At 73.0% G+C, this 26,068-nt stretch carries 21 protein-coding genes; 5 read left to right on the forward strand and 16 right to left on the reverse strand.

Features of this window, described 5'->3' with window-relative positions:
- Positions 1-10 precede the first annotated feature (10 nt).
- From ftsW to mraZ, 9 genes are all read right to left on the reverse strand, one after another.
- Entirely contained in the window at positions 11-1,297 is a 1,287-nt protein-coding gene (gene ftsW / locus AB0J53_RS15295; RefSeq protein ID WP_219502302.1) for a putative lipid II flippase FtsW, read from the reverse strand.
- The gene (murD, locus tag AB0J53_RS15300) at positions 1,294-2,673 is read right to left on the reverse strand and encodes a UDP-N-acetylmuramoyl-L-alanine--D-glutamate ligase (protein ID WP_364172279.1); all 1,380 of its coding nucleotides are present in this window, start codon (positions 2,671-2,673) and stop codon (positions 1,294-1,296) included. Before murD ends, ftsW begins: the two co-directional genes overlap by 4 nt.
- Entirely contained in the window at positions 2,658-3,713 is a 1,056-nt protein-coding gene (gene mraY, locus AB0J53_RS15305; protein WP_219502300.1) for a phospho-N-acetylmuramoyl-pentapeptide-transferase, read from the reverse strand. The genes murD and mraY overlap by 16 nt, the downstream gene beginning before the upstream one ends.
- Positions 3,710-5,134: a UDP-N-acetylmuramoyl-tripeptide--D-alanyl-D-alanine ligase gene (gene murF / locus AB0J53_RS15310; RefSeq protein ID WP_219502298.1), complete on the reverse strand. Its 1,425-nt coding sequence runs from the start codon at positions 5,132-5,134 to the stop codon at positions 3,710-3,712. Before murF ends, mraY begins: the two co-directional genes overlap by 4 nt.
- Complete coding sequence (locus tag AB0J53_RS15315) at positions 5,131-6,663, reverse strand: UDP-N-acetylmuramoyl-L-alanyl-D-glutamate--2,6-diaminopimelate ligase (protein ID WP_364172282.1); 1,533 nt, start codon at positions 6,661-6,663, stop codon at positions 5,131-5,133. The genes murF and AB0J53_RS15315 overlap by 4 nt, the downstream gene beginning before the upstream one ends.
- Before the next feature lie 40 nt (positions 6,664-6,703).
- Positions 6,704-8,899 carry a penicillin-binding transpeptidase domain-containing protein gene (locus AB0J53_RS15320; RefSeq protein ID WP_364172284.1) on the reverse strand — a complete coding sequence of 732 codons (2,196 nt, stop codon included), beginning with the start codon at positions 8,897-8,899 and terminating at the stop codon, positions 6,704-6,706.
- A 731-nt stretch (positions 8,900-9,630) separates the two neighbouring features.
- On the reverse strand, positions 9,631-10,518 hold the full coding sequence (locus AB0J53_RS15325; protein ID WP_364172286.1) for a hypothetical protein: 888 nt from the start codon (positions 10,516-10,518) through the stop codon (positions 9,631-9,633).
- Positions 10,502-11,473: a 16S rRNA (cytosine(1402)-N(4))-methyltransferase RsmH gene (gene rsmH, locus AB0J53_RS15330; protein ID WP_364172288.1), complete on the reverse strand. Its 972-nt coding sequence runs from the start codon at positions 11,471-11,473 to the stop codon at positions 10,502-10,504. The genes AB0J53_RS15325 and rsmH overlap by 17 nt, the downstream gene beginning before the upstream one ends.
- 222 nt (positions 11,474-11,695) lie before the next feature.
- Entirely contained in the window at positions 11,696-12,127 is a 432-nt protein-coding gene (gene mraZ, locus AB0J53_RS15335; RefSeq protein WP_219507284.1) for a division/cell wall cluster transcriptional repressor MraZ, read from the reverse strand.
- A gap of 471 nt (positions 12,128-12,598) precedes the next feature.
- On the opposite strand from mraZ, the gene AB0J53_RS15340 reads away from it, so the two are divergent.
- The 3 genes from AB0J53_RS15340 to AB0J53_RS15350 are packed head-to-tail and all read left to right on the forward strand — an operon-like array spanning position 12,599 to position 17,240.
- Positions 12,599-13,576 (forward strand): MoxR family ATPase, encoded by a 978-nt coding sequence (locus AB0J53_RS15340; RefSeq protein WP_364172291.1) that lies wholly within the window; start codon positions 12,599-12,601, stop codon positions 13,574-13,576.
- Positions 13,573-14,820, forward strand: a complete 1,248-nt coding sequence (locus tag AB0J53_RS15345) for a DUF58 domain-containing protein (RefSeq protein WP_219507281.1) — start codon at positions 13,573-13,575, stop codon at positions 14,818-14,820. The genes AB0J53_RS15340 and AB0J53_RS15345 overlap by 4 nt, the downstream gene beginning before the upstream one ends.
- A complete protein-coding gene (locus AB0J53_RS15350) occupies positions 14,817-17,240 on the forward strand; it encodes a DUF3488 and transglutaminase-like domain-containing protein (RefSeq protein ID WP_364172293.1) in 2,424 nt (807 codons plus the stop codon). The genes AB0J53_RS15345 and AB0J53_RS15350 overlap by 4 nt, the downstream gene beginning before the upstream one ends.
- 68 nt (positions 17,241-17,308) lie before the next feature.
- Here AB0J53_RS15350 and AB0J53_RS15355 read toward each other — a convergent pair whose 3' ends face one another.
- The 3 genes from AB0J53_RS15355 to AB0J53_RS15365 all read right to left on the reverse strand — a co-directional run bounded on the left by AB0J53_RS15355 (position 17,309) and on the right by AB0J53_RS15365 (position 19,937).
- Entirely contained in the window at positions 17,309-17,707 is a 399-nt protein-coding gene (locus AB0J53_RS15355; protein WP_219507278.1) for a DUF3040 domain-containing protein, read from the reverse strand.
- 202 nt (positions 17,708-17,909) lie between these two features.
- Positions 17,910-19,151, reverse strand: a complete 1,242-nt coding sequence (dinB, locus tag AB0J53_RS15360) for a DNA polymerase IV (RefSeq protein ID WP_364172296.1) — start codon at positions 19,149-19,151, stop codon at positions 17,910-17,912.
- Between the two features lie 27 nt (positions 19,152-19,178).
- Positions 19,179-19,937 (reverse strand): methyltransferase domain-containing protein, encoded by a 759-nt coding sequence (locus AB0J53_RS15365; protein ID WP_219507275.1) that lies wholly within the window; start codon positions 19,935-19,937, stop codon positions 19,179-19,181.
- Between the two features lie 195 nt (positions 19,938-20,132).
- Between AB0J53_RS15365 and AB0J53_RS15370 the strand changes: the two genes are divergently transcribed.
- Both AB0J53_RS15370 and AB0J53_RS15375 read left to right on the forward strand, forming a co-directional pair.
- Positions 20,133-20,735 carry a TetR family transcriptional regulator gene (locus AB0J53_RS15370; protein ID WP_364172298.1) on the forward strand — a complete coding sequence of 201 codons (603 nt, stop codon included), beginning with the start codon at positions 20,133-20,135 and terminating at the stop codon, positions 20,733-20,735.
- Positions 20,736-20,830: 95 nt separating this feature from the next.
- The gene (locus AB0J53_RS15375; RefSeq protein ID WP_364172300.1) at positions 20,831-22,411 is read left to right on the forward strand and encodes an MDR family MFS transporter; all 1,581 of its coding nucleotides are present in this window, start codon (positions 20,831-20,833) and stop codon (positions 22,409-22,411) included.
- A gap of 119 nt (positions 22,412-22,530) precedes the next feature.
- Here AB0J53_RS15375 and nusB read toward each other — a convergent pair whose 3' ends face one another.
- From nusB to AB0J53_RS15395, 4 genes are read right to left on the reverse strand one after another with little or no spacing between them, the layout of a single operon-like run.
- Positions 22,531-22,941, reverse strand: a complete 411-nt coding sequence (gene nusB, locus AB0J53_RS15380) for a transcription antitermination factor NusB (protein WP_364172302.1) — start codon at positions 22,939-22,941, stop codon at positions 22,531-22,533.
- A 1-nt stretch (position 22,942) separates the two neighbouring features.
- Positions 22,943-23,503 (reverse strand): elongation factor P, encoded by a 561-nt coding sequence (gene efp / locus AB0J53_RS15385; protein ID WP_219507269.1) that lies wholly within the window; start codon positions 23,501-23,503, stop codon positions 22,943-22,945.
- Between the two features lie 25 nt (positions 23,504-23,528).
- Positions 23,529-24,566 (reverse strand): aminopeptidase P family protein, encoded by a 1,038-nt coding sequence (locus AB0J53_RS15390; RefSeq protein WP_364172304.1) that lies wholly within the window; start codon positions 24,564-24,566, stop codon positions 23,529-23,531.
- A 38-nt stretch (positions 24,567-24,604) separates the two neighbouring features.
- Positions 24,605-26,014, reverse strand: coding sequence for a protein kinase (locus AB0J53_RS15395; RefSeq protein ID WP_364172306.1), 1,410 nt, complete (start codon positions 26,012-26,014; stop codon positions 24,605-24,607).
- Positions 26,015-26,068: the final 54 nt, after the last annotated feature.

The following is a 26,068-nucleotide window of genomic DNA, read 5'->3' on the forward strand; positions in this document are numbered from 1 at the left end:
CGGTCACTCCCTAACGTCTGTCTCGGCGTCTGCTCGTACGCCCCAGGCCAAGCCAGCTTAGGCCCCGGGCGGCCGGTCCGGGGCCACGTGCGGCCAAGGCCTCGCGCGCTCCGGGCTCCCGTTTGGCGAACGACAGCAGCATGCCCAGCGCGGCCAGCGTCGGCAGCAGCGCCGAGCCGCCGTAGGAGACCAGCGGCAGCGGGATGCCGGTGATGGGCAGCACGCCGAGCACGGCGCCCATGTTGACGAGCCCCTGGCCGACGATCCAGGCCACCACGGCGACCGCCACGAGCCGGACGAAGGCGTCGTTGACGCGGGTCGCCACGCGCAGCCCGGCGTAGCCGAGCAGGCCGAACAGCGCCACGACCAGCAGCGTGCCCATGAGCCCCAGCTCCTCGCCGAGGATGGCGAAGATGAAGTCGCTCTCGCCGTGGGGCAGCCACGACCACTTCTGCCGGCTGCTGCCCAGCCCGAGCCCGAACCAGCCGCCGGAGCCCATCGCGATCTGCCCCTGCACCGCCTGGTAGCCGGCGCCCTGCGCGTCGGCCCACGGGTCGAGGAAGGAGCCGACGCGGGCCATCCGGTACGGCTCCACCCGGATCATGATGATCGCGGCGAGCATGGCCAGCGCCAGGATGCCGCCGAACAGCTTGACCGGCGCCCCCACCACCCACAGCAGCGCCAGGAAGATCATGAAGAGCACGATGGTGGTGCCGAGGTCGCTGCCGAGCATGACCATGGTGGCCAGGATCGCGGTGCCGGGCATGAGCGGGATGAGCATGTGCCGCCACTCGATGCGCCCGGCGCGGGCCCGGCGCGCCAGCAGGTCGGCGCCCCACAGCGCCAGCCCGAGCTTGGCGGGCTCCGACGGCTGCAGGAAGATCGGGCCGAGGTCGAGCCAGCGCTGCGCGCCCAGCTCCGACCGGCCGAAGGCGAGCACCAGGATCAGCGCGATGATCGACAGCGCCATCAGCGGGTAGCCCGCCCACCGGAACACCTTGTACGGCAGCCGCGTGCACAGCCACATGACCAGCACGCCCAGCGCGGCCGACATCGACTGCCTGATGAACCAGGAGAACGGGCTGCCGGTCTTGTGCATCGCCTCGATGCTGGAGGCCGACAGCACCATCATCAGCCCGAGCGCGAGCAGCAGCGTCACGCACCCGATGATCAGGTAGTAGGTGGTGAGCGGCTTGTCCAGCAGCTCCCGCAGCGAGACGAGCTGCTCGCGGGCCCAGCCTGACGGCTCCTGCGTGGCGCGCGAGCGCTGTTCCTTCTCGGAGGCCGGCGCGCTCACGTGGCCGCCTCTAGCCCGCGTACGGCACGCGCGAAGGCCTCCCCTCGCGCCGGATAGTTGGCGAACATGTCCAGCGACGCGCCCGCCGGGGACAGCAGCACGGTGTCTCCGGGGGAGGCCAGCCGGGAGGCTTCGGTGACGACTCGGTCCATCACACCAGTGTCTTGGCCGGAGATGTCCACGACGGGGACATTCGGCGCGTGTCGCGCGAGAGCTTCGGCGATCCGGGCCCGGTCGGCGCCGAGCAGCACCGCGCCGCGCAGCCGGGGGGCCGCCTGCCGGACGAGCTCGTCCACGTCGGCGCCCTTGAGCTGGCCGCCGGCCACCCACACGATCGACGGGTAGGACGAGAGCGCGGCGGCGGCGGCGTGCGGGTTGGTGGCCTTGGAGTCGTCGACGTAGTCGACCTCGCCGACGCGGGCCACGTGGGCCAGGCGGTGCGGGTCGGGCGTGAAGTCGCGCAGGCCCTGCCGTACGGCCTCCGAGGAGACGCCGAGGGTGCGGGCCAGCGCGGCGGCGGCCAGCGCGTTGGCGACGTTGTGCGGCGCGAGCGGGCGCACGTCGGCCAGCGTGGCGAGCTCCTCGGCCGACTCGGCCGGGTCGGCGACGAAGGCCCGGTCGACGAGCAGGTCCTCGACCACGCCGACCTGGCCGGGCCTGGGCACGCGCAGCGTGAAGCCGACGGCGCCCGGGTAGGGGGCGGCCAGCCGGGCGACCTCGGGGTCGTCGGCGTTGTAGATCACGGTGCCGGCCCGCTCGTACAGCCGGCCCTTGTCGGCCGCGTACGCCTCCATGGACCCGTGCCAGTCGAGGTGGTCGGGCGCCAGGTTGAGGATCGCGGCGGCGTGCGGGGCCAGCGTGGAGGACCAGTGGAGCTGGAAGCTCGACAGCTCGACGGCGAGCGCGTCGTACGGCTCGCCCACGGCCTCCACCACGGGCACGCCCACGTTGCCGACGGCGGCGGCCTTGCGCCCGGCGGCGAGCAGGATGGAGGTGAGCATGCGCACGGCGGTGGTCTTGCCGTTGGTGCCGGTCAGCGCCAGCCAGGGGGCGGCCCGGCCGGGCCGCAGCCGCCAGGCCAGCTCCACCTCGCCGACCACCTCGACGCCCGCGTCGAGGGCGGCGGCGATGAGCGGGTGGTGCGGCGCCCAGCCGGTGGTGACCAGCCGGGTGACGCCCTCGGGCAGCTCCAGCGGCCCGAACCTGACCTCGACGCCGTGCCCGGACAGCTCGGCCGCGGCGGCGAGCTGCCGCTCCCCCTCGGCCGACTCCACGACGACGACCCGCTCGCCCCGCGCGGCCAGCACGCGGGCGGCGGCGGTGCCGGAGACGCCGAGCCCGGCGACGCAGGTGAGGCTCATCAGCGGGGCATCCATTCGAAGTAGAACAGGCCGAGCCCGAGCGCCGCGCACAGCCCGGCGACCAGCCAGAAGCGCACCACGATCGTGGTCTCGGCCCAGCCCTTGAGCTCGAAGTGGTGCTGCAGCGGCGCCATCCGGAACACCCGTTTGCCGGTCATCTTGAAGAAGCCCACCTGGATGATCACCGACATCGTGATGACGACGCAGAGCCCGGCCAGGATGATGAGCAGGAGCTGGGTGCGGGTGGCGATGGCCAGGCCCGCCAGCACGCCGCCGAGCGCGAGCGAGCCGGTGTCGCCCATGAAGATCTTGGCGGGGGGCGCGTTCCACCACAGGAAGCCGACCAGGGCGCCGAGCACGGAGGCGGCCACCACGGCCAGGTCGAGCGGGTCGCGCACCCAGTAGCAGTTGGGGCCGAGCTGGTCGATGCAGTTGTTGCGCAGCTGCCAGTTGCCGATCAGCACGTACGCGCCGAGGACGACGCCGGTGGCGCCGCTGGCCAGGCCGTCGAGGCCGTCGGTGAGATTCACCGCGTTGGAGAACCCGACGATCATGATGAGGACCCAGATGGTGAACCCGACGATGCCGATCGACGGGCCGAAGTCACGCAGGAACGACAGCCTCGGCTCGGCGGGCGTGATGTCGTAGATGTTGGGGTTCTGCGTGACCAGCACCGCGAAGATCGCGCCGATGATGAGCTGGCCGAGCGCCTTGGCGCCGCTGCGCAGGCCCAGGGAGCGCTGCTTGTAGATCTTGATGAAGTCGTCGAGGAAGCCGACGGCGCCGAGCCCGGTCATCAGGAACAGCACCAGCAGTCCCGAGATCGTCGGCTTGGCCAGCGTGGCCAGGTGGGAGGCGCCGTAGGCGAGCAGCGAGGCCAGCACGATGACCGTGCCGCCCATGGTGGGGGTGCCACGCTTGCCGTGGTGGCCGGACGGGCCCTCCTCGCGGATCTCCTGGCCGTAGCCGCGTCTGGAGAACAGCCGGATGGCGAGGGGGGTGCCGAGCATGGAGAGGATCAGCCCCACCGCGCCGGCGATGATGATGTCGGTCACTGGGCGGCACCCCCGAGCAGCAGCTCGGCCGTGCGTTCGAGACCCATGGCCCGGGGGCCCTTGACGAGCACGACGTCACCGGGCCGCAGCCACCGGCCCAGCTCGGCCGCCGCCGCCTGCGCGTCGGGCACGTGCGTGATGAGCGGCGGCCCGCCCGCTCCCGGGGGCCCGCCCGCCTCGGCCAGCCGCCTGGCGGCCTCGTGCGCGCCTTCGAGCACCGGCCCGGCGTCGGCGCCGGCCACGACCAGGCCCGCCAGGCCGCTGCCGCCCGCCAGCCGGCCGAGCTCGGTGTTGAGCTCCTGGCTCTCGTCACCCAGCTCGCGCAGGGCGGCGATGACGGCGAACCGGCGGCGGCCCCGGCCGAGCGCGGCCAGCGCCTCGAACGCGGCCCGCATCGAGTCGGGGTTGGCGTTGTAGGCGTCGTTGACGACCGTGACGCCGTCGGGCCGGTCGGTGACCTCCATCCGCCACCGGCTGCGCGGCTCGGCCTGCGACAGCTCCTCGGCGATGGTGGCGACCGGCAGGCCCAGCTCGTAGCCCGCCGCGGCCGCGGCCAGCGCGTTGTCCACCGCGTGGCCGCCGTACAGCTTGAGCCTGACGGGAGCCGCGCCCGAGGGGGTGCGCAGCGTGAACGCGGCGCGCCCGCGCTCGTCCACGGTGATCTCCTCGGCCCGCACGACCGCGTCCTCGGAGCGGCCGAACAGGGTGACGCGCGCCTGCGTGCGCGAGGCCATCGCGCGCACCAGCGGGTCGTCGGCGTTGAGCACGGCGACGCCGTCGCCCGGCAGCGCCTCGACGAGCTCGCCCTTGGCCTTGGCGATGGCCTCCTTGCCGCCGAACACGCCGAGGTGGGCGGTGCCGACGTTGAGCACCACGCCGATCCGCGGCGGCGCGATGCGCGCCAGGTCGGCGATGTTGCCGATGCTGCGGGCGCTCAGCTCCAGCACCAGGTAGCGGGTGGTGGCGTCGGCCTTGAGGACCGTGAGCGGGTGGCCGATCTCGTTGTTGTGGTTGCCGGCGGGCGCGATCGTCGGGCCGATGCGGGCGGTGAGCCTGGCCAGCAGGTCCTTGGTGGTGGTCTTGCCGGCCGAGCCGGTCACGCCGATCACGGTCGCCGAGGGCAGCGCGGCGGCCTGCGCCGTGGCCAGCTCGGCGAGCGCGGCCGTGGCGTCGGGCACGATGATCGCGGGCCCCTCGACCGGGCGGCCGGCGAGCACCGCGACGGCGCCGGCCCGCAGCGCCTGCGCGGCGAAGTCGTGGCCGTCGACCCGGGCGCCCTTGTAGGCGACGAACAGCGATCCCGGCGCGGCTTCCCTCGAGTCGATGACGACGGGACCCCGCACCACCGCGCGGGGGTCGGCCATGCCCGACAGGGCGCCCGAGGTGATCTCGGCGATCCTGGCCAGAGGCAACGGGATCATGCGTGCTTCCTGCTTTCCTTGCGTGCGTCGATCGCGGCGGCGACCACCTCCCTGTCGTCGAAGGGGATCACCTCGCCTGAAACGTACTGGCCCTGCTCGTGGCCCTTGCCGGCCACGACTATCACGTCACCGCGCCCGGCGCGGCCGACCGCCAGGTCGATGGCCGCGGCGCGGTCGGGCTCAATGATCACATGGGCGCGCTCGTGCCGGGGAACGCGGAGCGCCCCCTCCATCATGGCGGCCAGGATGTGCAGCGGGTCCTCGGAACGGGGATTGTCGCTCGTGAAGACCGCCACATCGGCCAGCCGGGCGGCGGCCTCGCCCATGAGCGGCCGCTTGCCCGAGTCGCGGTCGCCGCCGCAGCCGAGCACGACCGTGAGCGTGCCGTCGGTGACCTCGCGCAGCGAGCGCAGCACCGACTCGACCGCGGCGGGCTTGTGCGAGTAGTCGACGACGGCCTGGAACGCGTCGCCGGAGCCGGTGACCCGCTCCATGCGGCCCGGCACGCCCGTCAGCGTGCCGACGCCGCGCACGGCGTCGGGCAGCGGCGCCCCGGACTCGACGAGCGTGACGATCGCGCCGAGCGCGTTGGCGACGTTGAACGGGCCCGGCAGCGAGATCCGCGCCCGCGCCTCCACGCCGCCCGGACCGGCCACCAGGAACTCGCTGCCGTCGGCGCCCAGCCGGACGTCCAGCGCCCGCCAGTCGGCCTCCGGGTCGCCCAGCGCCGAGAACGTCGTCATCGGCACCTTGGCCACGTTCAGCAGCTCGCGGCCGTAGGCGTCGTCGAGGTTGGTGACGCCGCAGCGGCTCAGCTCCGGCTGGAACAACCTGGCCTTGGTGGCGAAGTAGTCGTCGAAGTCCTTGTGGAAGTCGAGGTGGTCCTGCGACAGGTTGGTGAACAGCGCCACGTCGTAGAAGACGCCGTCGACCCGGCCCAGTGCCAGCGCGTGGCTGGAGACCTCCATGGCGGCCGCCGTGACGCCCTGCTCACGCATGAGCGCGAACAGGCCGTGCAGCTCGGAGGCCTCCGGCGTGGTCAGCCTGGCCTCGAAGCGCAGCTCGCCGGCGTGGATCTCCACGCCGCCGACCAGGCCGGCCGTGTGCCCGGCCGCGCGCAGCCCGGCCTCCAGCAGGAACGTGGTGGTCGACTTGCCGCTGGTGCCGGTCACGCCGAGGACGGTGATGCCGTCGGCGGGCCGGCCGTAGACCCAGGCCGAGACCTGGCCCAGCACGGCGCGCGGATCGGGCACGATCAGCACCGGCAGGCCGGTGGCGACGGCCGCGTCACGGCCGCCGGGATCGGTCAGCACCGCCACGGCGCCGCGGGCCAGCGCCTCGGCGGCGAAGTCCGCGCCGTGGGCGCTGACGCCCGGCAGGGCGACGTACAGATCTCCGCGCCGCACCTGGCGGGAGTCGATGGTGACGCCGGTCAGCGCGGCGCGCGGCGAGCGCGCGGTGCCTGAACCGGCGTCGAGCATGGTCGCCAGCCCGGTCAGCGGGCGGGGCGGACTGCTCGTTGGACGCATAGACGACGGGGGACGCACGGCGGCAGCGTACCTTTCCCGGTCACTGTCCCGCGCGTGTCCGCACCGGGGAGGCGGCGGAGCCTGTGGGAGGAATCTTCCTGCTCTTGATGGCGAACGTCATCACATCCTTGAACACCGGCGCGGCCAGCTGCCCGCCGAAATGGCCGTTCTTGGGGTTCTGCAGCACCGACAGCACCACCAGCCGGGGCGCGTCGGCGGGCGTGAAGCCCACGAACGAGGCGGTGTAGCCGTCGTAGCGGCCGAGTTCGGCATCGTAGCGGTTGGCCGTGCCGGTCTTGCCCGCCACCCGGTAGCCCGGGATGGCGGCGAGCTCGCCGGTGCCCTCCGCGCTCACCGCGGCTTCGAGCATGGTGCTGATCTCCTTGGCGGTCTCCTCGCTGGTCACCCTGGTCTGCTTACCAGGAGGAGCGGGGACGAACCTGCCCGCCTCGTCCGTCGTGCCGGCGACGATCTGCGGCTCGATCTTGACGCCGCCGTTGGCGATCGTCTGGTAGACGCTGGCCATCTGCAGCGCCGTGACCGAGACGCCCTGCCCGTAGGCGACCGTGCAGCTCTGGCTGCCCGACCAGGTCTTGTAGTCGGGCAGCAGCCCGGCCTCCGCGCCCGGCACCCCGCCGCCCGGCCGCGTGCCGAACCCGAACGCCTTGAGCATCTCGTACAGGCCCTGGCTGCCGACCTTGCGCGCGGCCATGACCGTGGCCACGTTGCTCGACTCGGCCACGGCCTGCTGGAAGGTCATGTTCTGCGGCGGGTGCGCGTGCGCGTCGCGCAGCACCCGGTCGGCGCACTGGATGTTGTCCTTGACGTGGAACACCGTGCCCGGCTCGACCACGCCCGCCTCCAGCGCGGCGGCGGCGGTGATCACCTTGTTCGTGCTGCCCGGCTCGAACACCTCGGCCGCGGCGCGGTTGACGTAGTGCGACTCGGGCGCCTTGCGCCAGTTGGCCAGGTCGAGCTCGGGGGCGTTGGCCATGGCGATGATCTGCGCCGTGCGGACGTCCATGACGATCACGGTGCCGCTGCTCGCGCCCGACTTCCTCGTCTGCTCGGCGATCGCCTTCTGGGCCGCCCACTGGATGTCGCGGTCGATGGTCAGCCGCACGTCACGGCCGTCGACCGGCGGCGTGCGCTGGCTGCTGGTCATCGGGATGCGCAGGCCGTCACGGCCCGTCTCCATCCGCACCTCGCCGTCACGCCCCGCCAGCACCGAGTCGCGGGCCTGCTCCATGCCCGCCAGGCCGCTCTTCTCGTCGCCGACGAAGCCGATCAGGCTGCCCGCCAGGTCGCCGCCGGGGTAGACCCGCCGGTACGTCTCCGTGGCCGTCAGCGACGGGATCGGCTCCTTCAGCAGGCGGGTGGCCACGACCGGCTCCACGTCCCTGGCCAGGAGCTGGTAGCGGGTGTCGACGCGGGCCAGCTTGGCGGCCAGCTCGCGCTCGTCCTTGCCCAGATGGCGCGCCAGCAGCGCGGCCACCTTCCCGCGCACCTCCTCGGGCACCTTCGTCGGGTCGATGGCGATCTCCCGCGCCTCGACCGTCACGGCCAGGTCGTGGCCGTTCACGTCGGTGATGGAGCCGCGCTTGGCCTGGATCTCCTCCGTCTGCTGCCGCTGGTCCACCGCCGCCGCCTCGTACACCTTGGAGTCGAGGCCCTGCATCTGGATCAGGCGGCCGGCGAAGATCGACAGCACGAACGTCATGCCGATCAGGCCGATGTTGATCCGCCGGCGCGGGTTGCCCAGGCGCAGCACCAGCGGCGGCCTCGGCGGCACGGGCGGCCGCCCGCCGCCCTGGCGCGGCCCCCGGGGCGGTGGACGGCGTCCGCCGTCCTCGCGGGCGCTGCGGTAGCCCTCCCCGCCGTCGCGGCCCCGGTGCCCGTCGGAGCCGTCGCGCGTGCGTCCCCTGGGGCTCTGGGCGGAGTCACGCGACGTCCGCCTGGCGCTCCCGGGCGCCTCCCGCCCCCGCTCCGCCGGGCTCGGCCTGCGCCCGCCCCCGTCGGGGCGGCGGTCGTCCTGAGGGGCGCGCCGGTCGTCCTGGGGGGCGCGCCGGTCGTCCGCGCCGGGGCGGCGCTCGTCCGGGAACGGGCGGCGGCCGCCCGTGGTGGGGCGCCTGCCCGGCGCGTCCTGCCTGTCGCCCCGGCCCCTCGGCCGGTCGTCGCCCTGGGGTCCGCGGCTCCTCGGCCGCTCGCCACCGTCACCTGCCCGCCCGCGGGCCACATCGCCACCATCCTGCCGGGCACGCCCACGCGCCCCCGGCCCCTCGTCCTGCCGGAACCTGCCGCCCGGCCCGTCCTCACCACCATCACCGGAGCGACCCCCGGAGGGCCTTCGGCGGGCCCCGTCACGCGGGCCCTCGCCGTCGTCACCCCGCGACCGCCCCCTCGGGCCGTCACCGGCCCCGCCGTTCCGTCCCTCCCCCGCACCACGACGCGACCGCCCACGCGGCGCGTCCTCGTCGCCTCCGTACGGCCCTTCCCCGCCGCGACGGGACCGGCCGCCCGGGGCGTCACCCCGATACGACCCGTCCCGTTCACCCCGGGTGCGGCCTTCCGGGACGTCACCCCGGGACGGCCCCTCACCGTCGCGGCGGGAGCGGCCCCTGGAGGCCCCGTCCCGGGACGGCCCGTCCCCGTCATCTCGGGAGCGGCCGCCCGGGGGGTCACTCCGGGACGGGCCCTCGCCGTCGCGGCGGGGGCGGCCCCTGGAGGCGTCGCCCCGGGACGGCGGGGTGTCGGCGCCGGGCTCGTCGGGGGTGAAGTCGCGGGTGAAGGGGAGGTCGAACGGGTCGGGCCGTTCGCGGGGCTCATCCGGCGGCGTGGGGCGGGCGGAGGTGTTGCGTCCCGCCCGTCCCGGGCCGCCCGGCGTACGACGAGCGGCGCCGGGCCCTCCTTGAGAGCCGGCGCCGCCTGTGCCGCGACCGGGACCTTGACCCCTGCCGCTGGTGCCGCTCACCGCCCCTGGACCGCCTGGCCGGGCTCGGCGGTGTAGGGGTCGACGCTGTCCCACGCCGGGCGCATGCCGAGCTCCTCGGCCTGCCTGGCGATCTCCGTGGGCAGCTTGCTCTGCTCGTTCTTGCGCTTGAGGTCCTCGTTGTGCTGCCGCTCGCTGGCGATCTCGTCCACGAGGGTCGAGGCGGTGATGGAGTCCTGGGCCAGCACGGTGTTGAGCAGCAGCAGGCTCACCAGGCCGCCGCAGAGCAGCCCGACGACGAGCAGCACGAACGGGGCGCGCTGCCGCCGTGCCGGGCGTCGCCGGACGGCGGGGCGCGCCTGCCCGTCCAGCCCGCCGGCGACGCCGCGCCCGCGGTCGGTGCGGGGCCCGCGCGTGCGGGGGTCGGCGCCGGGCCGGGTGCGGGTGGCACCGGTGGCAGGCCGCGGGGCGGCCTCGGTCCTGGTGCGGCCGGCGCGCTCAGAGGCGGCGCCGGCGGACCGCTCGGCCGCCGTCCGCCCCGTACGCTGCGCGCCGTCGGACGCCGTGCGTGCCGTGCGCGCCGCGCCGGAGCGCTCCGCGTCGGCGGCCGTCCGCCCAGGGCGCTCGGCGCGCTCGGCGCCCGTACGTCCCGGACGCCCGGAAGCGTCAGGACCCGGGCGGCCCGCGCGGTCGGCGGCCGGGCGGGAGGTGCGGGATCTGGTGTCGGGCGACGGGCGGGCGCCGCGAGCCGGGCGCGGGTCGGTCTCGGGGACGGGCTTGGCCGGGTGCGGGACGTCGGGCCGGCGCCTGCCGGTCTTCGGTCCGGCCGCGGCCGCGGGCGTGCTCCCGGCCGCGGGACCGGTCGTGGGCACAGTGCCGCGGGCGGGCGCGCCCCGCCGGGTCTCCTGCTCAGTCCTGGTCGTCAACACGGATCCTCTCTGCGGCCCTGAGCCGGGCCGAAGCCGCCCGCGGGTTGCGGGTCAGCTCTTCTTCGCTCGGGAGCTCGGCTCCCCTCGTCAGGAGGCGGAACCGCGGCTGGTGAGCCGGCAGCGGGACGGGCAGCCCGGGCGGGCTGGTGTCCTTGGTTCGCGCCGTGAGGACCTGCTTGGTGAGCCGGTCCTCCAGGGAGTGGTAGGAGAGCACGACGACTCTCCCGCCGAGCGCCAGCGCGTCGAGGGCCGCGGGCAGGGCCGCCTCCAGGGCGGCCAGTTCCGCGTTGACCTCGATGCGCAGCGCCTGGAACGTTCGTTTGGCGGGGTTGCCCCCGGTGCGCCGGGTGGCGGCCGGAATCGCCTCGCGGACGATGTCGGCCAGCCGCTTCGTCGACGTTATGGGGTCTTTGGCCCGTTCCTTGATGATCAGGCCCGCGACACGCGGGGCGAACCTCTCCTCGCCGTAGACGCGCAGGATGCGGGTCAGCTCGGCGGCGGGGTAGGTGTTGACCACGACCTCGGCGGTGAGCTCCTGGTCGGTGTCCATGCGCATGTCGAGCGGGGCGTCGTAGGAATAGGCGAAACCACGCTGGGCCTCGTCAAGCTGGGGCGAGGAGACGCCCAGGTCGAACAGCACCCCGTCGACCGTGGTGCGCCCGGCGCGGGCCAGCACGGCGGCCATCTCGTCGGACGAGGCGTGGACGAGCGTGGTGCGCCCGGAGTAGGGGGCGAGCCTGCGCGTGGCGTGGTCGATCGCGAACGGGTCGCGGTCGATGCCGATGAGGTGCAGCGCGGGGTGCGCGGCGAGCAGTGCCTCCGCGTGGCCGCCGAGGCCGAGGTTGGCGTCGACGACGACGGGGTCCGGGCCGGTGAGCGCCGGAGCGAGCAGCTCCAGTACGCGCTCGAGCATGACCGGAACGTGACCGCCCTTGGCTGCGTCGTCGTGCATCTCCAAACCCCCCTCTCGCGTCCTGGCTCGCGGATGACGCGGCCGGTCGATGTGTCCGTCCTGCAAAGGGTCCCCACCCCGGTGCCGTCCGGCCAGGTCCCCATCCGCACCCTCTTCGTGGACGCCTGCCATCTGACACCGGGGAAGGTGCATCAGCTGGCCGGCAGTGGTTGCGGGTGGAGACCTCGCCGAACGACATCTCCGACGGCTCGACCGTGACTTCTAAAGAATCCCTGGCAGCACCTCCTCCGACAGGTCGGCGAACGCCTGCTCCTGCGCGTTGAGGTAGGTGTCCCAGGCCTGCGCGTCCCAGATCTCCAGCCGGGTGTTGGCACCGATGACCACGCAGTCACGCTGCAGGCCGGCGTACTGCCGCAGCCCCTGCGGGATCGTGATGCGTCCCTGCTTGTCTGGTTTCTCGTCGGACGCGCTGGCGAAGAAGACGCGGCTGTAGTCGCGCACCGCCTTGGCGGTGACCGGGGCGGTGCTGAGAGCCTCGGTTATGCGCTGGAACTCCTCCACGGGAAAGACGTAGAGGCATCGCTCCTGGCCTTTGGTGATCACAAGACCCTCCGCCAGCTCCTCACGGTACTTAGCCGGCAGGAACAGCCGTCCCTTGTCGTCCAGACGCGGTTGATGGGTGCCGAGGAACATCGGCCCCACCTCCCGTGCCTCGTGAAGCGCTCGGCGCTGGTGCACCGGGCCCTCCACTGCGCACCACCATACTCCACTTCTCCCCACCGTCAACTGATTCGAACCCGGTTCATCCGTCGTTTTCCACGCGTTATCGCAGGTCAGCGCGATGGGGTCGGGTGGGGGGCGGGCGCGGCCGCACGGCGGCCCGTGGGCGTGTCGAAGCGGGAAAAGCCCGGCGAATAACCGGCGGAGCCGCTAGAGGGGGCGGCGGTGGGGGAAAGTGGCGCGCCGCGTGGGGGGCGGTGTCACGGCATTCGCACGGCAATGCGACATGAACATGAACAACCTCTGGCTTCTCTGGAATATCCGCAAAAGTCGCTCCGGAACCCACAGAGTCGTAGGGTCGTACAGATAATGGAAAACAATGGCATGTCTCCCGCAAAGGCACCCTTGGGCGGGGCAGGCCGTCGCACCTCTCATGGAGGCCTGGTGGCAGTAACCCATGACGTCCCTCCCCAGCTCGGCGAGCTTGTCTCCACCGCGCACCGGATCCGGCAGGCCATCGAGTCCGTGATCGAGGGGAAGAGCGACGCCGTCCGCCTGACGCTGACCGTCCTGCTCGCCGAGGGCCACCTGTTGATCGAGGACGTCCCGGGAGTCGGCAAGACCATGCTGGCCAAGGCCCTGGCGCGGTCCATCGACTGTCCCGTGCGCCGGGTGCAGTTCACCCCCGACCTGTTGCCCAGCGACATCACCGGTGTGAGCGCTTACAACCAGCAGACCCGGGAGTTCGAGTTCAAGCCCGGGCCGGTGTTCGCCAACATCGTGGTCGGCGACGAGATCAACCGCGCCTCGCCGAAGACGCAGTCGGCCTTGCTGGAGTGCATGGAGGAGCGCCAGGTCACCGTCGACGGCAGGACGTACGAGCTGGACGCGCCGTTCATGGTGATCGCGACGCAGAACCCGATCGAGATGGAGGGCACCTATCCCCTGCCGGAGGCGCAGCGCGACCGGTTCACCGCCAGGGTGGCGATGGGCTATCCGGAGCCGACGGCCGAGCTGGAGATGCTCGACGTGCACGGCGGCACCTCCCCGCTGGACAAGCTGCAGCCGGTCGCGACCGAGGCGGAGGTGCGCGCGCTGATCGCGGCCGTGCGCGGGGTGTACGTGTCACAGCCGGTCAAGAAGTACGCCATCGACCTGGTCGTGGCCACCCGCCACTCGCCGGACCTGCGGCTGGGCGCCTCCCCCCGGTCGACGCTGCAGCTCGTCCGCGCGGCCAGGGCGAACGCGGCGCTGTCGGGCCGCGACTACGTCATCCCGGACGACCTCCAGGAGCTGGCCGTGCCCGTGCTGGCGCACCGGCTGCTGCCGAGCGTGGAGGCGCAGGGCCAGCGCAGGCTGCCGGAGCAGGTGGTGGCGGAGCTGGTCAGGCGCGTGCCGGTGCCGGAGACCCGGGCGTCGTGAGAGCCGGACTGCGGGCGCTCACCTCGCGGGGACGCTCGTTCCTGGCCTCGGGGATCGCCGCGCTGGTGATGGCGTTCCTGCTGGGCGAGGACGACCTGTTCAGGATCGGCGTGCTGGTGACGGCGCTGCCGCTGCTGGCCGCCCTGGTGGTGGCGCGCACGCGCTACCGGCTGAGCTGCGCCAGGCGCCTGGACCCGGCCAGGGCGGAGGCGGGCGGCGAGGCGACCGTGACGCTGCGCCTGGAGAACGTGACCAGGCTGCCGACCGGGCTGCTGCTGATCGAGGACACCGTCCCGTACGCGCTGGGCGTGCGGCCCCGGTTCGTGCTGGACCGGGTGGAGGCCCGCGGCGTGCGGGAGATCGACTACAAGGTGCGCTCGGACCTGCGCGGCCGCTACCCGATCGGGCCGCTGTCGGTGCGCATCGCCGACCCGTTCGGCCTGGTGGAGCTGACCCGGGCGTTCACGATCACCGACACGCTGGTGGTGACGCCGCAGGTGGTGGCGCTGCCGCACGTACGGCTGTCGGGCGAGTGGACCGGCGGCGGCGACAGCCGCACCCGCAGCGTGGCGGCGGCGGGCGACGACGACGTCGCGCCGCGCGAGTACCGGCAGGGCGACGACCTGCGCCGGGTGCACTGGCGCTCGACCGCCCGCCACGGCGAGCTGATGGTACGGCGCGAGGAGCAGCAGTGGCAGAGCCGCGGCGCGCTCCTGCTCGACACCCGCCGCTTCGCCCACCGCGGCGAGGGCCCGCGCTCCTCCTTCGAGGTGGCGGTCTCGGCGGCGGCCTCGATCGGCGTGCACCTGGCGCGTGAGGGGCTGGGCCTGCGGCTGGTCACCGACCAGGGCGCCGAGCACCTGACGGACACCGGGCTGAGCTGGTCGCTGCTGGACACGCTGGCGATGGTGCGCGGCAGCTCGGCCAGGTCGCTGGAGATGGGCGTCTCGGCGCTGCGGCAGGGCGGCGGCGACGGGCTGATCGTGGCCGTGCTCGGCTCGCTCGACCCCGAGGAGGCCCGCGAGCTGGCCCGGCTGCGGCACAGCGGCATCACCGCGGTGGCGGTGCTGCTCGACGTGGGCACCTGGGACGGCGGGCAGACGGAGAACTACGACGCCGTGCAGACGGTGCTGGCCGGGTACGGCTGGCGGATCGTCCGGCTGCCCGCGGGCGTCTCGATCGCCTCGGTCTGGCAGGACGCCGGCAGCCGCGGTAGGTACGTGCTCAGCGGAGGTTCGGCATGAGGCTTTCTGTGGCGTCCGCCGTGGCGACGTTCGCCGCGGCGATCCTGCTCTACCCGCTCTTCGAGGGCGGCTCCTGGTTCTGGGCGTCGCTGGGCGCGGTGCTGGCGGTGATGGCGGCGAGCCTGGTGAGCGGGCGGCTGTCGCTGCCGTCGTGGGCGGCGGCGCTGGTGAGCGTGGCCGCGCTGGGCCTGTACCTGACGGTGTCCTTCACCGCCGAGGAGGCCTGGGCGCTGGTGGTGCCGACCAAGGAATCGGTGCTGGAGCTGGCCGACCTGCTGACCACCGGGTGGGCAGACATCCAGCGCTACGCCGCGCCGGTGCCCGCCAACGAGCCCATCTCCCTGCTGACCTCCGGCGGCGTGGGCGTGATCGCGATCATCGTCGACCTGTTCGCCTCCCGGCTGCGGCGGGCGGCGCTGGCGGGGCTGCCGCTGCTGGCGCTGGCCACGGTGCCGGCCACGATCCTGGCCGACCCGATCAGCTGGCCGGCGTTCATCCTGGCGGCGCTCGGCTTCACCAGCCTGCTGATCGCCGACGGGCGCGAGCGGGTGGGGCACTGGGGCCGGGCGGTGCTGGTGCGCCGGACCCGCGCGGCCCAGCAGACGCCGCGGGCGGGCGGGCAGGCCGACACCAGCGGGCTGCGCCTGTCGGGCAAGCGCATCGGCTTCGCGGCGATCGCGCTGGCGGTGGTGGTGCCGGCGGCGCTGCCCGCGATGGAGCCGGTCTCCTTCTTCACCTTCGGCGTGGGCGGCAGCGGCTCCGGGCGGGGCAACTCGATCAGCATCCCGGACCCGATCGCGGACCTGAAGGGGCGGCTGGAGCTGCCGGAGCGGCGCACCGTGCTGACCTACACGAACAACGACAGCAGGCCGCGCTACCTGCGCATCTACGCGCTCGACACGTTCGACGGCGAGCAGTTCGGGATGACGCAGCCGCAGGGCGCTCCGGAGAACCGGACGGGCAACGGCCCGCTGCCCCCGCCGCCCGGCCTCGGGCGTGAGGTGAAGGTGGCGGACGTCAGCACGCAGATCACGATGAGCGAGGAGATCTCCAAGCTGTCGTTCCTGCCGCTGCCGTACCCGCCGAGGGCGATCCAGGTGGACGGCGACTGGCGCGCGGACGTCAGCACGCTGATGGTCTTCTCCACCGTCGACGAGGCGGCCGGGCTCGAGTACCAGGTGCTGTCGGGCGAGCCGCAGGTCACCTCCGAGGTGCTCGACTCGCTGCCGCCGGGCGGCGAGGCGGCCGACCCGCGCTACCTGCAGCTGCCGGAGAACCTGCCGGAGGAGATCAGGGAGCTGGCCCGCCAGGAGACCCGGGGCGCCGAGACGGGCTACCAGCGGGCGGTGAAGCTGCAGCAGTTCTTCACCAGGACCGGCGGGTTCGTCTACAGCCTGGAGACGCAGGGGCACAGCAACTCGGCGCTGCAGGACTTCCTGCTGGCCAGCCGGGCGGGCTACTGCGAGCAGTTCGCGGCCTCGATGGCGCTGCTGGCGCGGGTCGTCGGCATCCCCTCGCGGGTGGCGATCGGCTACACGGGCGGCACGCAGATCGGCAGCCAGTGGACGGTGGCGACCAACGACTCGCACGCCTGGCCGGAGCTGTACTTCGAGGGCGTGGGCTGGCTGCCGTTCGAGCCGACGCCGGCGGGGTCGGCGGGGCAGGGCAGCGCCCGGGTGCCCGCGTACACGATCCCGCAGACCCGCTCGACGGGCAGCGCCGAGGAGCCGACGCCGGGCTCGTCGGGCAGCCCCGACAGCGAGGCGCTGGGCCCGCAGAACCGCCAGAACCCGCGTCAGCTCGACCGTGAGGCGGCGCTGCTGGCCAACGGCGGGGTGCCGCCGGAGGAGTCGACCCCGCTGATCGCGCAGATCGGCATCGGCGCGGGCGTGCTCCTGCTGGTGCTGCTCGTCCCGGCCGCGGTGCGGCTGTTCACCCGCAGCAGGCGGGTGCGCGCGCTCGGCTGGAAGGTGAGCGAGCCGTCGGACGAGGTGACGGCCAGGGTGGTGGCGAGCCGCCACCCGGCGGTCGCGGCCGCCTGGGCGGAGCTGGACGACGCGCTGTGCGACTACGGGATGGCGCGCGGGGCGAGCGAGACGCCGCGCGCGCTGGCACGGCGGCTGACGGAACAGTACGAGTTCGACGCGGAGGCGGCGGCGTCGATCGCGGCGATCGCCTCGACGGTGGAGCGGGTGCTGTACGCCAGGGAGCCGGGCGAGATCGCGCCGATGGGCAAGGATCTGCGCCGGGTGCGCCAGGCGCTGGCGGCGACCGTGTCGCGGGCCAGGCGGGTGCGGGCGGTGCTGATGCCGCCCTCGACGATGCGCCGGCTGCGCGGCCTGGGCGAGGGCGTGCTGGACGGGTTCGACCGGCTGGAGAACATCAGGCTGCGCCGGACGGCGTCGCAGAAGGGCGCGTGACGAAACGGTCGTGCGGCCGCTCCCCTGGCTGGGGGCGGCCGCACGACCGTTTCACGGGCTGTTGAGGCTCAGCGCTCGTCGTGTCGACGGCGCCAGCGCTCCTCCATGCGTTCCATGAAGGTCCCCCGGTTTCCCCGGCGGGCCTGTTTGCCCGGAGCGGGGGCGCCGGGCGCCGGGGCGGAGTCGCCGCCGAACCCGTTCATGCGTTTCCAACTGGACAGACCCCACAGACACGCGGCGAGCATGACCACGAAACCGCCGACGCCGAGCGGGATCAGGTTGATCACAACGCCGACCATCAGCAGGACGACGCCGAGAGCAAAGCCGACGGAGGCTTTGATCAGGCGACGCTTGTAATGGCTGCGCGGGTCACTGATCCTTACGGTGTTGGCCCACTTCGGGTCCTCGGCGTAGAGGGCCTGCTCGATCTGGTCGAGCAAGCGCTGCTCGTGCTCAGAGAGCGGCACGGCGCCTCCCAAGGACGGCCCCTGGACGGGGAAGACGGCAACGGACGACACGGGGTGTCCGAACCTCGCGGTCGGTTATCCCCAGAATACGAGGCTGTAGACGTAGGCGAAAGCAAACGTCCAACGCAGACCAAACCGGAGGTGACGTCATGGCTTCATTCTGCGCCATATCGCCCTCCTCCCCGGAAGTCGTGACATCTCCTCACGCCTCCATTTCATCAAGTCTGCCCCGGACAAGCGAAGCCGGGAGCACCGCATCGGGGCCGAATCTGCGTACGGCCCGGTCCATGGCCTGCTCGGCCTCGCGCCAGCCGGTCTCCCGCTCACCCAGGCTGAGCTGGCGTGAGGCCGAATCGGCCGGGCGCAGGCCCTCCATCCGGACCCCCACGAGGCGCAGCCGCACCCGTTCCAGACCTGCCGCCTGGAACAGCTCGCACGCTGTGGCGTAAATCTCCTGGGCGACGTCGGTCGGCTCCTTGAGAGTCCGGGACCGGCTGATCGTGGAGAAGTCGGCTCGGCGCAGCTTCACACTTACAGTCCTGCCCACGTGTCCGGCCTTACGCATCCTGGCCGCGACACGTTCGGACAGTCTCAGCAGCTCACGCCTGATCACGTCGGGGTCGTCGACGTCCGCGGCGAAGGTCTCCTCGTTGCCGATGCTCTTGTCGGGGACGTGCGCGGTCACCGGCCGCTCGTCGCGCCCCCACGCCAGCGCCGCCAGGTGGCCGCCGACCGCCTGGCCGAGCTCGCGCTGCAGCGTGGACACCGGCACTCTGGCCAGGTCGCCGACGGTGCGGATGCCGAGGCGCACGAGCGACTGCTCGGTGCGCTCGCCCACGCCCCACAGCGCCGAGACGGGCAGCGGGTGCAGGAAGGCCACGACGTCGCCGGGCGGCACCACGAGCATGCCGTCGGGCTTGCACTGCTTTGAGGCGAGTTTGGCAATGAATTTGCTGCCCGCGACGCCCACCGAGCAGGTGATGCCGTAGCGCTCCAGCACCTCGGCCCTGATCCCGGCCGCGATCTCCGCGGGCGAGCCCAGCCGGCGCCGGGCCCCCGCCACGTCGAGGAACGCCTCGTCGGAGGCGATCGGCTCGACGAGCGGCGTGATCGCGTGGAAGATCTCCATCACGCCCCTGGAGACCTCGGCGTACTTGCCGTGGCTGGGCGGGATGATCGTGGCCTGCGGGCACAGCCGGCGCGCCCGGCTCATCGGCATCGCCGAGTGCACGCCCCGCGCCCTGGCCTCGTAGGTGGCGCTGAGCACCACGCCCCGGCCGGCGGGCGAGCCCACGATCACCGGCAGGCCGCGCAGCTCGGGCCGCTCCAGCAGCTCGACGCTGGCGAAGAAGGCGTCCATGTCGACATGCAGGATCGGGCAGCCGCTGTCGTCGCCCCCGGTCCGCGGAGCGGGGCCGATGCCGGTGATCTGCTTGCGAGACACGCCGCCGAGTCTATCCGAACAGGCGTTCTACGCCGAGGCCTTGTGGCCCAGCACGTGCAGCTGGGTCGCGATGTCGCGCAGCACCGGGTGGGCGGAGGCGGCCTGCTCCAGCGCCGCCAGCGCCTCGGCGGCGCCCGCCTCGCCGTCGACCAGCCGGCTGGGCACCAGGTCGGCGAAGACGCGCACCCCGTGCACCGCGCCCGGCCGGAACCCGGCCGAGGTCAGCAGCCCGGTCAGGGTCTCGCCGGTGAAGCGGCGCGGCGTGGGGTCGCGGTCGCCCCAGCTGCCCATCGGGTCGGCCAGCACGGCCCTGGCCTCGTCGAACTGCCCGGCCAGCGCCCGGTGGATGGCGCTGGCGACGGGGTTGGCGGCCAGCACGCTCACCGCGCCGCCCTCGCGCAGCAGCCCGGCCATCGCCGACAGCGCGCCGACCGGGTCGTCCACGTACTCGAGCACGCTGTGCGACAGCACCAGGTCGGCGCTGTCGCGGCTGAGCAGGTCGCCCAGGTCGGCGGCGTCGCCCTGCAGGCCGCGCACCTCCACGTCACGCTCCTTGGCCCGGCGCTCCAGCGCGGCCAGCGAGTCGGGGCTCGGGTCGACGACGGTCACGGTGTGGCCCAGCGCGGCCAGCGGCACGGCGAACCCTCCGGTGCCGCCCCCGGCGTCGACGATGTCGAGGGCCTCGCGCCCGGTGGCAGCGGCCAGCTCGGCCAGCACCGCCCGTAGCGCGTCCCAGACGACGGCGGTCCGCACCGCCGGGGTCCTCGTGACGCCTTCAGCACGCAACGTCGAGCCTCCCTCTTTCCACCGACCAGCCCAGCCTACGCCGTGCGCGCCGCCCTCCGCGCCCCCGGACGGCAGGCGCTTTCCCTCGGATGCGCCAACCGGCTCTCCGTACGGGATGCGTACCTTGTGTGATCTGCCGTACTTCGCATCATGAAAGATTGCAGATCCTGAAATTTCTTCCCTACCCTGTTCGTTGTGACCACCGTGGACAGCAACGACGAGCTCGGCCGGAGGGACCGCAAGAAGCTCGAGACCCGCGCGGCACTGGAGCGCGCCGCCCTGACGCTGGTCGCCGAGCGCGGCCTCGCGGGGGTCACGGTGGAGGACATAGCGGAGGCCGTGGATGTCTCCTCGCGCACGTTCTTCAACTACTTCCCGTCCAAGGAAGACGCCCTCATCGGCCGCAACCGGATGGTCGGCGCCGAGCTCAAGGAGCGGCTGGCCGGCGTCCCCGGCGACGTGCCCGCCCTCGACGCGCTGCACCTGGTGCTGCGCGAGCAGGCCGAGCAGGTGCAGGACCAGCGCGAGTGGTGGCTGCTCCGGCTGAGGGTGCTGGAGCAGAACCCGTCGCTCCTGCCGCACCTCGTCTCCGGCGGCGTCGAGACCGAGCTGGTGCTGACCGGCCTGCTCGCCGAGCGGGCCGGCGACGAGGGCTACGCCCACCTCGTGACGGCCGTCTCCATGGCGGCCTTCCGGGCCGTGATGATGCGCTGGAGCGCCGGTGACGGGGTCCCCACGCTGACGGTGCTGCTCGACGAGGCGTTCGCCCGGCTGGCCGGCGGCCTGTCCACGCCCTGACCCGTCCCGAAGACCCTCCCAAGACCTTCCCTGAACCATCGCCCGACCGCGCGGCGCCCGACCGGGGCGCCGCGTGCCCCTGCCTGAGAGGAAACATGACAACGACCAGCGCGCAGCCCGGACCCGAGGCCGCGCCCGCCGAGCGCACATCCCGGCGCAAGGTCCTGCAGGCTCTGTCAGGGCTGATGGTGGGCATGTTCGTGTCCATCCTGGCCTCGACCGTCGTGGCCAACGCCCTGCCCCGCATCATCACCGACCTGAACGGCTCCCAGACCGTCTACACCTGGATCGTCACCTCCGAGCTGCTGGCCATGACGGCCACGGTGCCGCTCTGGGGGAAGATGTCCGACCTCTACAGCAAGAAGCTGCTCATCCAGCTCTCCCTGGGACTGTTCGTCGCCGGCTCGCTCATCGCGGGCCTGACGCCGAACGTGGAGATCCTCATCGTCAGCCGGGTCGTGCAGGGCATCGGCGCGGGCGGCATGACGGCCCTGTCGATGGTCGTGATGGCGGCCATGATCCCGCCGCGCGAGCTGGGCCGCTACGCCGGCATCTTCGGCGCCGTGTTCGGCATCGGCACGGTCGCCGGGCCGCTGATCGGCGGCGTGCTCGTCGACACCTCCTGGCTCGGCTGGCGCTGGTGCTTCCTGTTCGGCGTGCCGTTCACGATCGTGGCCATCATCCTGCTGCAGCGCACGCTGAACCTGCCGGTGGTGCGCAAGGACGTGAAGGTCGACTACCTGGGCGCGCTGCTCATCACGGTGGGCGTCTCCACGCTGCTCATCTGGTCGTCGCTGGCCGGCCACCAGTTCGCCTGGGGCTCCTGGTGGACCGTGGGCCTCGTGGGAGGCGGCCTGATCGTCCTGGCGCTGGCCGTCTGGGTGGAGTCGCGGGCGCCTGAGCCGATCATCCCGCTGTACCTGTTCCGCAACCGCACCGTCACCCTCACCACCGTGGCGAGCGTGCTGGTGGGTGTGGCGATGTTCGGCGGCACCGTGTTCCTGTCGCAGTACTTCCAGGTGGCGCTCGGCAAGTCGCCGACCGTGGCGGGCCTGATGAGCCTGCCGATGGTGTTCGGCCTGCTGATCTCCTCGACCGTCGCGGGCCAGCTCATCACCAAGTGGGGCCGCTGGAAGGGCTTCCTGGTGGCGGGCGGCGTCACGATGCTCGCCGGGATGGCCCTGCTCAGCACGATCGACGGCAAGACCAGCACGGTGCTGCTCGGCGTCTACATGGCGGTGCTCGGCATCGGCGTCGGCATGCTCATGCAGAACCTGGTCCTGGCCGCGCAGAACGACGTCCCCGCGCACGACCTGGGCGTCACCACCTCGGCGCTGTCGTTCTTCCGCAGCATGGGCGGCACGATCGGCGTCAGCGCGCTGGGCGCGGTGCTGGCGAGCCAGGTGACGTCGCAGATGAAGGAGCGGCTCGGCCCGCTGGCCGCCGGTGGCGGCGGGGGCGAGGGCGCGGTCCCGGACATCTCCACGCTGCCGCCGCAGGTGGTGGCGATCATCCAGGACGTGTACGCGACGGCCACCGCCGACCTGTTCCTCATCGGGGTGCCGCTGACGGCGCTGGCCCTGGTGGCGGTGCTGTTCCTGAAGGAGAAGCCGCTCAACGACCTGTCGGGCGAGGAGCGCCTGGCCCAGGAGCGGGCCGTGGCCTCCGGCCACTGATCGACGCCGTGGCCTCCGGCCACTGATCGGCGCAGCGGGTCACGCGGGCCGCGGCCGGCCTCCGGGCCGGACGCGGCCTTCGCCGTCTTCGCCGGGGCTCGCCCCGGGGCGGCCCCGCGCTAGAGGGTCAGGCTGGGCTTGAGCTGCTTGAAGCGGGCCAGCAGCCCGTTGATGAACTGCGGCGACTCGTCCGTCGACAGCTCACCGGCCAGGTGGACCCACTCGCTGATGACGACGCCCTCGGGGACGTCGGGCATCCACAGCAGCTCGTACGTGCCGCCGCGCAGCAGGTTGCGGTCGACGGCGGGCATGCGTTCGAGGGTCCAGCCCTCGGAGTAGGTCGTGATGAGCTCGTCGATGCGGGTGTGGTGCCGGGCGACGCCCTCGACGATGGCCGAGGTGTATTCGTTGACCGGCGGATCGCCCCGCTCCACCCGCTCGGCGAGGATCTTGAGCGGGTCCTCCGTGCGCAGTTCGGCCTCGAAGAGGATGTCGAGGGCGCGCCTGCGTGCTTTGCCTCGTGCCGACACCTCAGGCCCGGCCGAGGTACTCGCCGCTGCGGGTGTCGACCTTGACCCGCTCGCCGGTGGTGATGAACAGCGGCACCTTGATCTCGGCGCCGGTCTCCAGGGTGGCGGGCTTGGTGCCGCCGGTGGAGCGGTCGCCCTGCAGGCCGGGCTCGGTCTCGGCGACGGTCAGCTCGACGGCGGCGGGCAGGTCCACGTAGAGCGCGGAGCCCTCGTTGAAGGCCACCGTGGCGAGCGTGTTCTCCAGCATGTAGTTGGCGGCGTCGCCGACGGTGCGGCTGGAGACGTTGACCATGTCGTAGGTCTCGGTGTCCATGAACACGAAGTCGTCGCCGTCACGGTAGGAATACTGCATCTCGCGCTTGTCGACGTTGGCCACGTCGACCTTGACGCCGGCGTTGAAGGTCTTGTCGACGACCTTGCCGGACAGCACGTTCTTGAGCTTGGTGCGCACGAACGCGCCGCCCTTGCCCGGCTTGACGTGCTGGAACTCCACGACGGCCCACAGCTCACCACCGTCGAGCTTCAGCACCATGCCGTTCTTGAGGTCGTTGGTCGTCGCCACTCGTCATCTCCCGCGTGCGGCCGCTCTACAGAACGAGCAGCTCCTTGGTCGTCTTGGTGAAAAGTTCCGCGCCGCCCCCGCGTGTCACGACTGTGTCCTCGATGCGAACGCCGCCCCGGCCCGGGAGATAGACCCCCGGCTCGACGGTGATCGGAACTCGGTCCTCAAGTCTACCGGTACGCGAAGGGCCGAGGAACGGCTCCTCGTGGATCTCCAGGCCGACGCCGTGGCCGAGGCCGTGACGGAAGTGGTCGCCGTGACCGGCGGCCTTGATGATGTCGCGTGAGGCGGCGTCCACCTGCTTGGCCTCGGCCCCGGGGAGCACCGCCAGGCTGCCGGCCCGCTGAGCCTGGGCCACCAGCTCGTAGATCTCCCGCTGCCAGGCGGCGGGCTCGCCGAGGCTGACCGTACGGGTCATGTCGGCGTGGTAGCCCTGGTAGAGGGCGCCGAAGTCCATGGTGACGAGGTCGCCGGAGCGCAGCTCCCTGTCGGTGGGGGCGTGGTGGGGGACGGCGCCGTTCTCGCCGGCGGCGACGATGGTCTCGAAGGCGGGCTTGTCGGCGCCCAGCTCGATCATCCGGGCGTCGAGGAGGCGGGCCAGGTCGCGTTCGGTGACGCCGGGGCCGATGGTGCGGATGATGTCGGCGAACGCCTGGTCGGTGATGGCGCAGGCGGTGCGCAGGAGCTCCAGCTCGTCGTCGTCCTTGACCGCCCTGAGCCGTTCGACCAGGGGCTCCAGCGGGACGAGCCCGGCGCCGAGCCGGTGGTAGGTCGCCACGCTCATGCTGGCGGCCTCGATGCCGACGCCGGGGGCGGCGAGCTCGCCCGCCACGTCGGACGCCTCCACGGCCTCGACGTCGAGGCCGTGGGTCTTGTCGATGTAGCGGTTGTCGGTGACGAGCAGGGCCGAGCCGTCCGCCCTGATCAGGACGGCGGCGTTGGAGCTGGCCAGCCCGGTGAGGTAGCGGACGTTGACCGCCGAGGTGACCAGCATGGCTTCGACCTCGTGCGCGGGCAGCATCGCCGCGAGCCGGGCCCGCCGCTCCTGATGATTGACCGTCATTTCGCCAATGTACGCGTATCGAACATCACCTCGGGCGCCTACTCCAGACGCCATTCGCTCAGCCACTCCGGCAGCGGCCCCTCCTTGGCGATGTCGCCCTTCTCCTGGGCGCGCAGGAGGTCGCGCAGGACGCCGCGGACGTGGTCGCGCCCGGAGTCCTCGTGCCCCTCGGCGAACTTGCGGGCGGCCTTGGCGAGCTTCTCCTGGGCCTTGCCGGCGACGTGGGGGTCGATGCCGTTCAGCCGCATCTGGGCGGTCAGCGCGGAGCCGAACTGCCTGAGGTAGCCCTCCCAGCCGCCCGGCGGCACGCCGACGCCGACGGTGCCCTTGGGGTTCGCCCCGTCGGTCTCCCGCAGCGAGGTGGGCTCGCGGGCGGGCTCGGGGGTGGTGGTGGGGAGGGGGGCGACGGTGGGTGTGGAGTCGGGCGTGCTGGTCATGGCAACCGACGGGGCCGGGGTGTTCTCGGCGACCGGCTGCTCGTCCCCGGAGGCGCCCCAGAGGATCATCACGACGGTGATCGCGACGATCGCGGCCAGGGCGGCGCCGAACTGGACGTACAGCCGCCGGTTCCCGCCCCCGCCGCCCCCGCCGCCCGCTGGCGGGGGCGCGAGCTCGGCCGCGTCGAAGACGGCCGTGTCACCGGCCCGCGGGGCGGGGGCCTGGAGCGGGGGCCGCGCGTGCACCTCGGTCGTGGGCGGCGGCACGGTGGCGCGCGGCCTGGCGACGGCGGCCAGCGCCCGGCGCAGTGACTCGCCGCTGGCGGGACGGCGGCCGGGGTCGGCGGACAGCAGGGACATCACCAGCCGGTCGAGCTCCGCGGGCACGCCCTGGCGCAGCGCTCCCGGCGGCTGCCCGGCGGGCTTCTGACCGGTGAGCAGCTCGTAGCAGACCACGCCGAGCGCGTACAGGTCCGCGGGCGGCGCGCCCTCCCCCTCGGGGGCCCGGTAGTGCGGGTCTCCGTCGCCGGGCGCCTGCTCGCCCAGGCCGAACCCGACGACCTTCAGCACCCCGCTGCCCGCCTGCCGGAAGCTGTGCGGGCGGACGTGCCCGTGCACCACGCCGGCCCGGTGCGCGGCGTCCAGCCCGGCGGCGGCCTGGCCGATCAGGTCGCACACCTCCACGACCTTCAGCGGCCCGCGCGCGGCCAGCTCCTCGTCCAGGCTGGGCCCGGTGAGGAACTCCATCACCAGGAACGGCGCCCCCTCGTGGTCGCCTACGTCGAGCACCATGGCCACGTTCGGGTGGATCACCCGGGCGACCGCCTGGGCGTGCTCGCGCAGCACCTGGCGGGTGGCCGCGCCCTTGGCCCTGGCGCCCAGGACCTTGACCGCCACGGTCCAGTCGGCGCGGGTGTCGTAGCCGCGCCACAGCTCTCCCATCGGCCCGCTGCCGATGAGCTCGTCAAGCCGGTACCGGCCTGCGACCAGGGACGGCGTCGCGTCGGACATATCTCCGCCAATACTCACAACTCACCACTGCAGTTTCGGACCAACCATAGGCCC

The sequence above is a fragment of the Nonomuraea sp. NPDC049725 genome, assembly GCF_040674795.1.
In the GTDB taxonomy this organism is placed as follows: domain Bacteria; phylum Actinomycetota; class Actinomycetes; order Streptosporangiales; family Streptosporangiaceae; genus Nonomuraea; species Nonomuraea ceibae.

Coding starts and splice junctions, on each gene's coding strand:
- murD (WP_364172279.1), bottom strand. CDS start 2,673: ATGGATGCCCCGCTGATGAGCCTCACCTGCGTCGCCGGGCTCGGCGTC.
- murF (WP_219502298.1), bottom strand. CDS start 5,134: ATGATCCCGTTGCCTCTGGCCAGGATCGCCGAGATCACCTCGGGCGCC.
- AB0J53_RS15315 (WP_364172282.1), bottom strand. CDS start 6,663: ATGCGTCCAACGAGCAGTCCGCCCCGCCCGCTGACCGGGCTGGCGACC.
- rsmH (WP_364172288.1), bottom strand. CDS start 11,473: ATGCACGACGACGCAGCCAAGGGCGGTCACGTTCCGGTCATGCTCGAG.
- mraZ (WP_219507284.1), bottom strand. CDS start 12,127: ATGTTCCTCGGCACCCATCAACCGCGTCTGGACGACAAGGGACGGCTG.
- AB0J53_RS15350 (WP_364172293.1), top strand. CDS start 14,817: ATGAGGCTTTCTGTGGCGTCCGCCGTGGCGACGTTCGCCGCGGCGATC.
- AB0J53_RS15375 (WP_364172300.1), top strand. CDS start 20,831: ATGACAACGACCAGCGCGCAGCCCGGACCCGAGGCCGCGCCCGCCGAG.
- AB0J53_RS15390 (WP_364172304.1), bottom strand. CDS start 24,566: ATGACGGTCAATCATCAGGAGCGGCGGGCCCGGCTCGCGGCGATGCTG.
- AB0J53_RS15395 (WP_364172306.1), bottom strand. CDS start 26,014: ATGTCCGACGCGACGCCGTCCCTGGTCGCAGGCCGGTACCGGCTTGAC.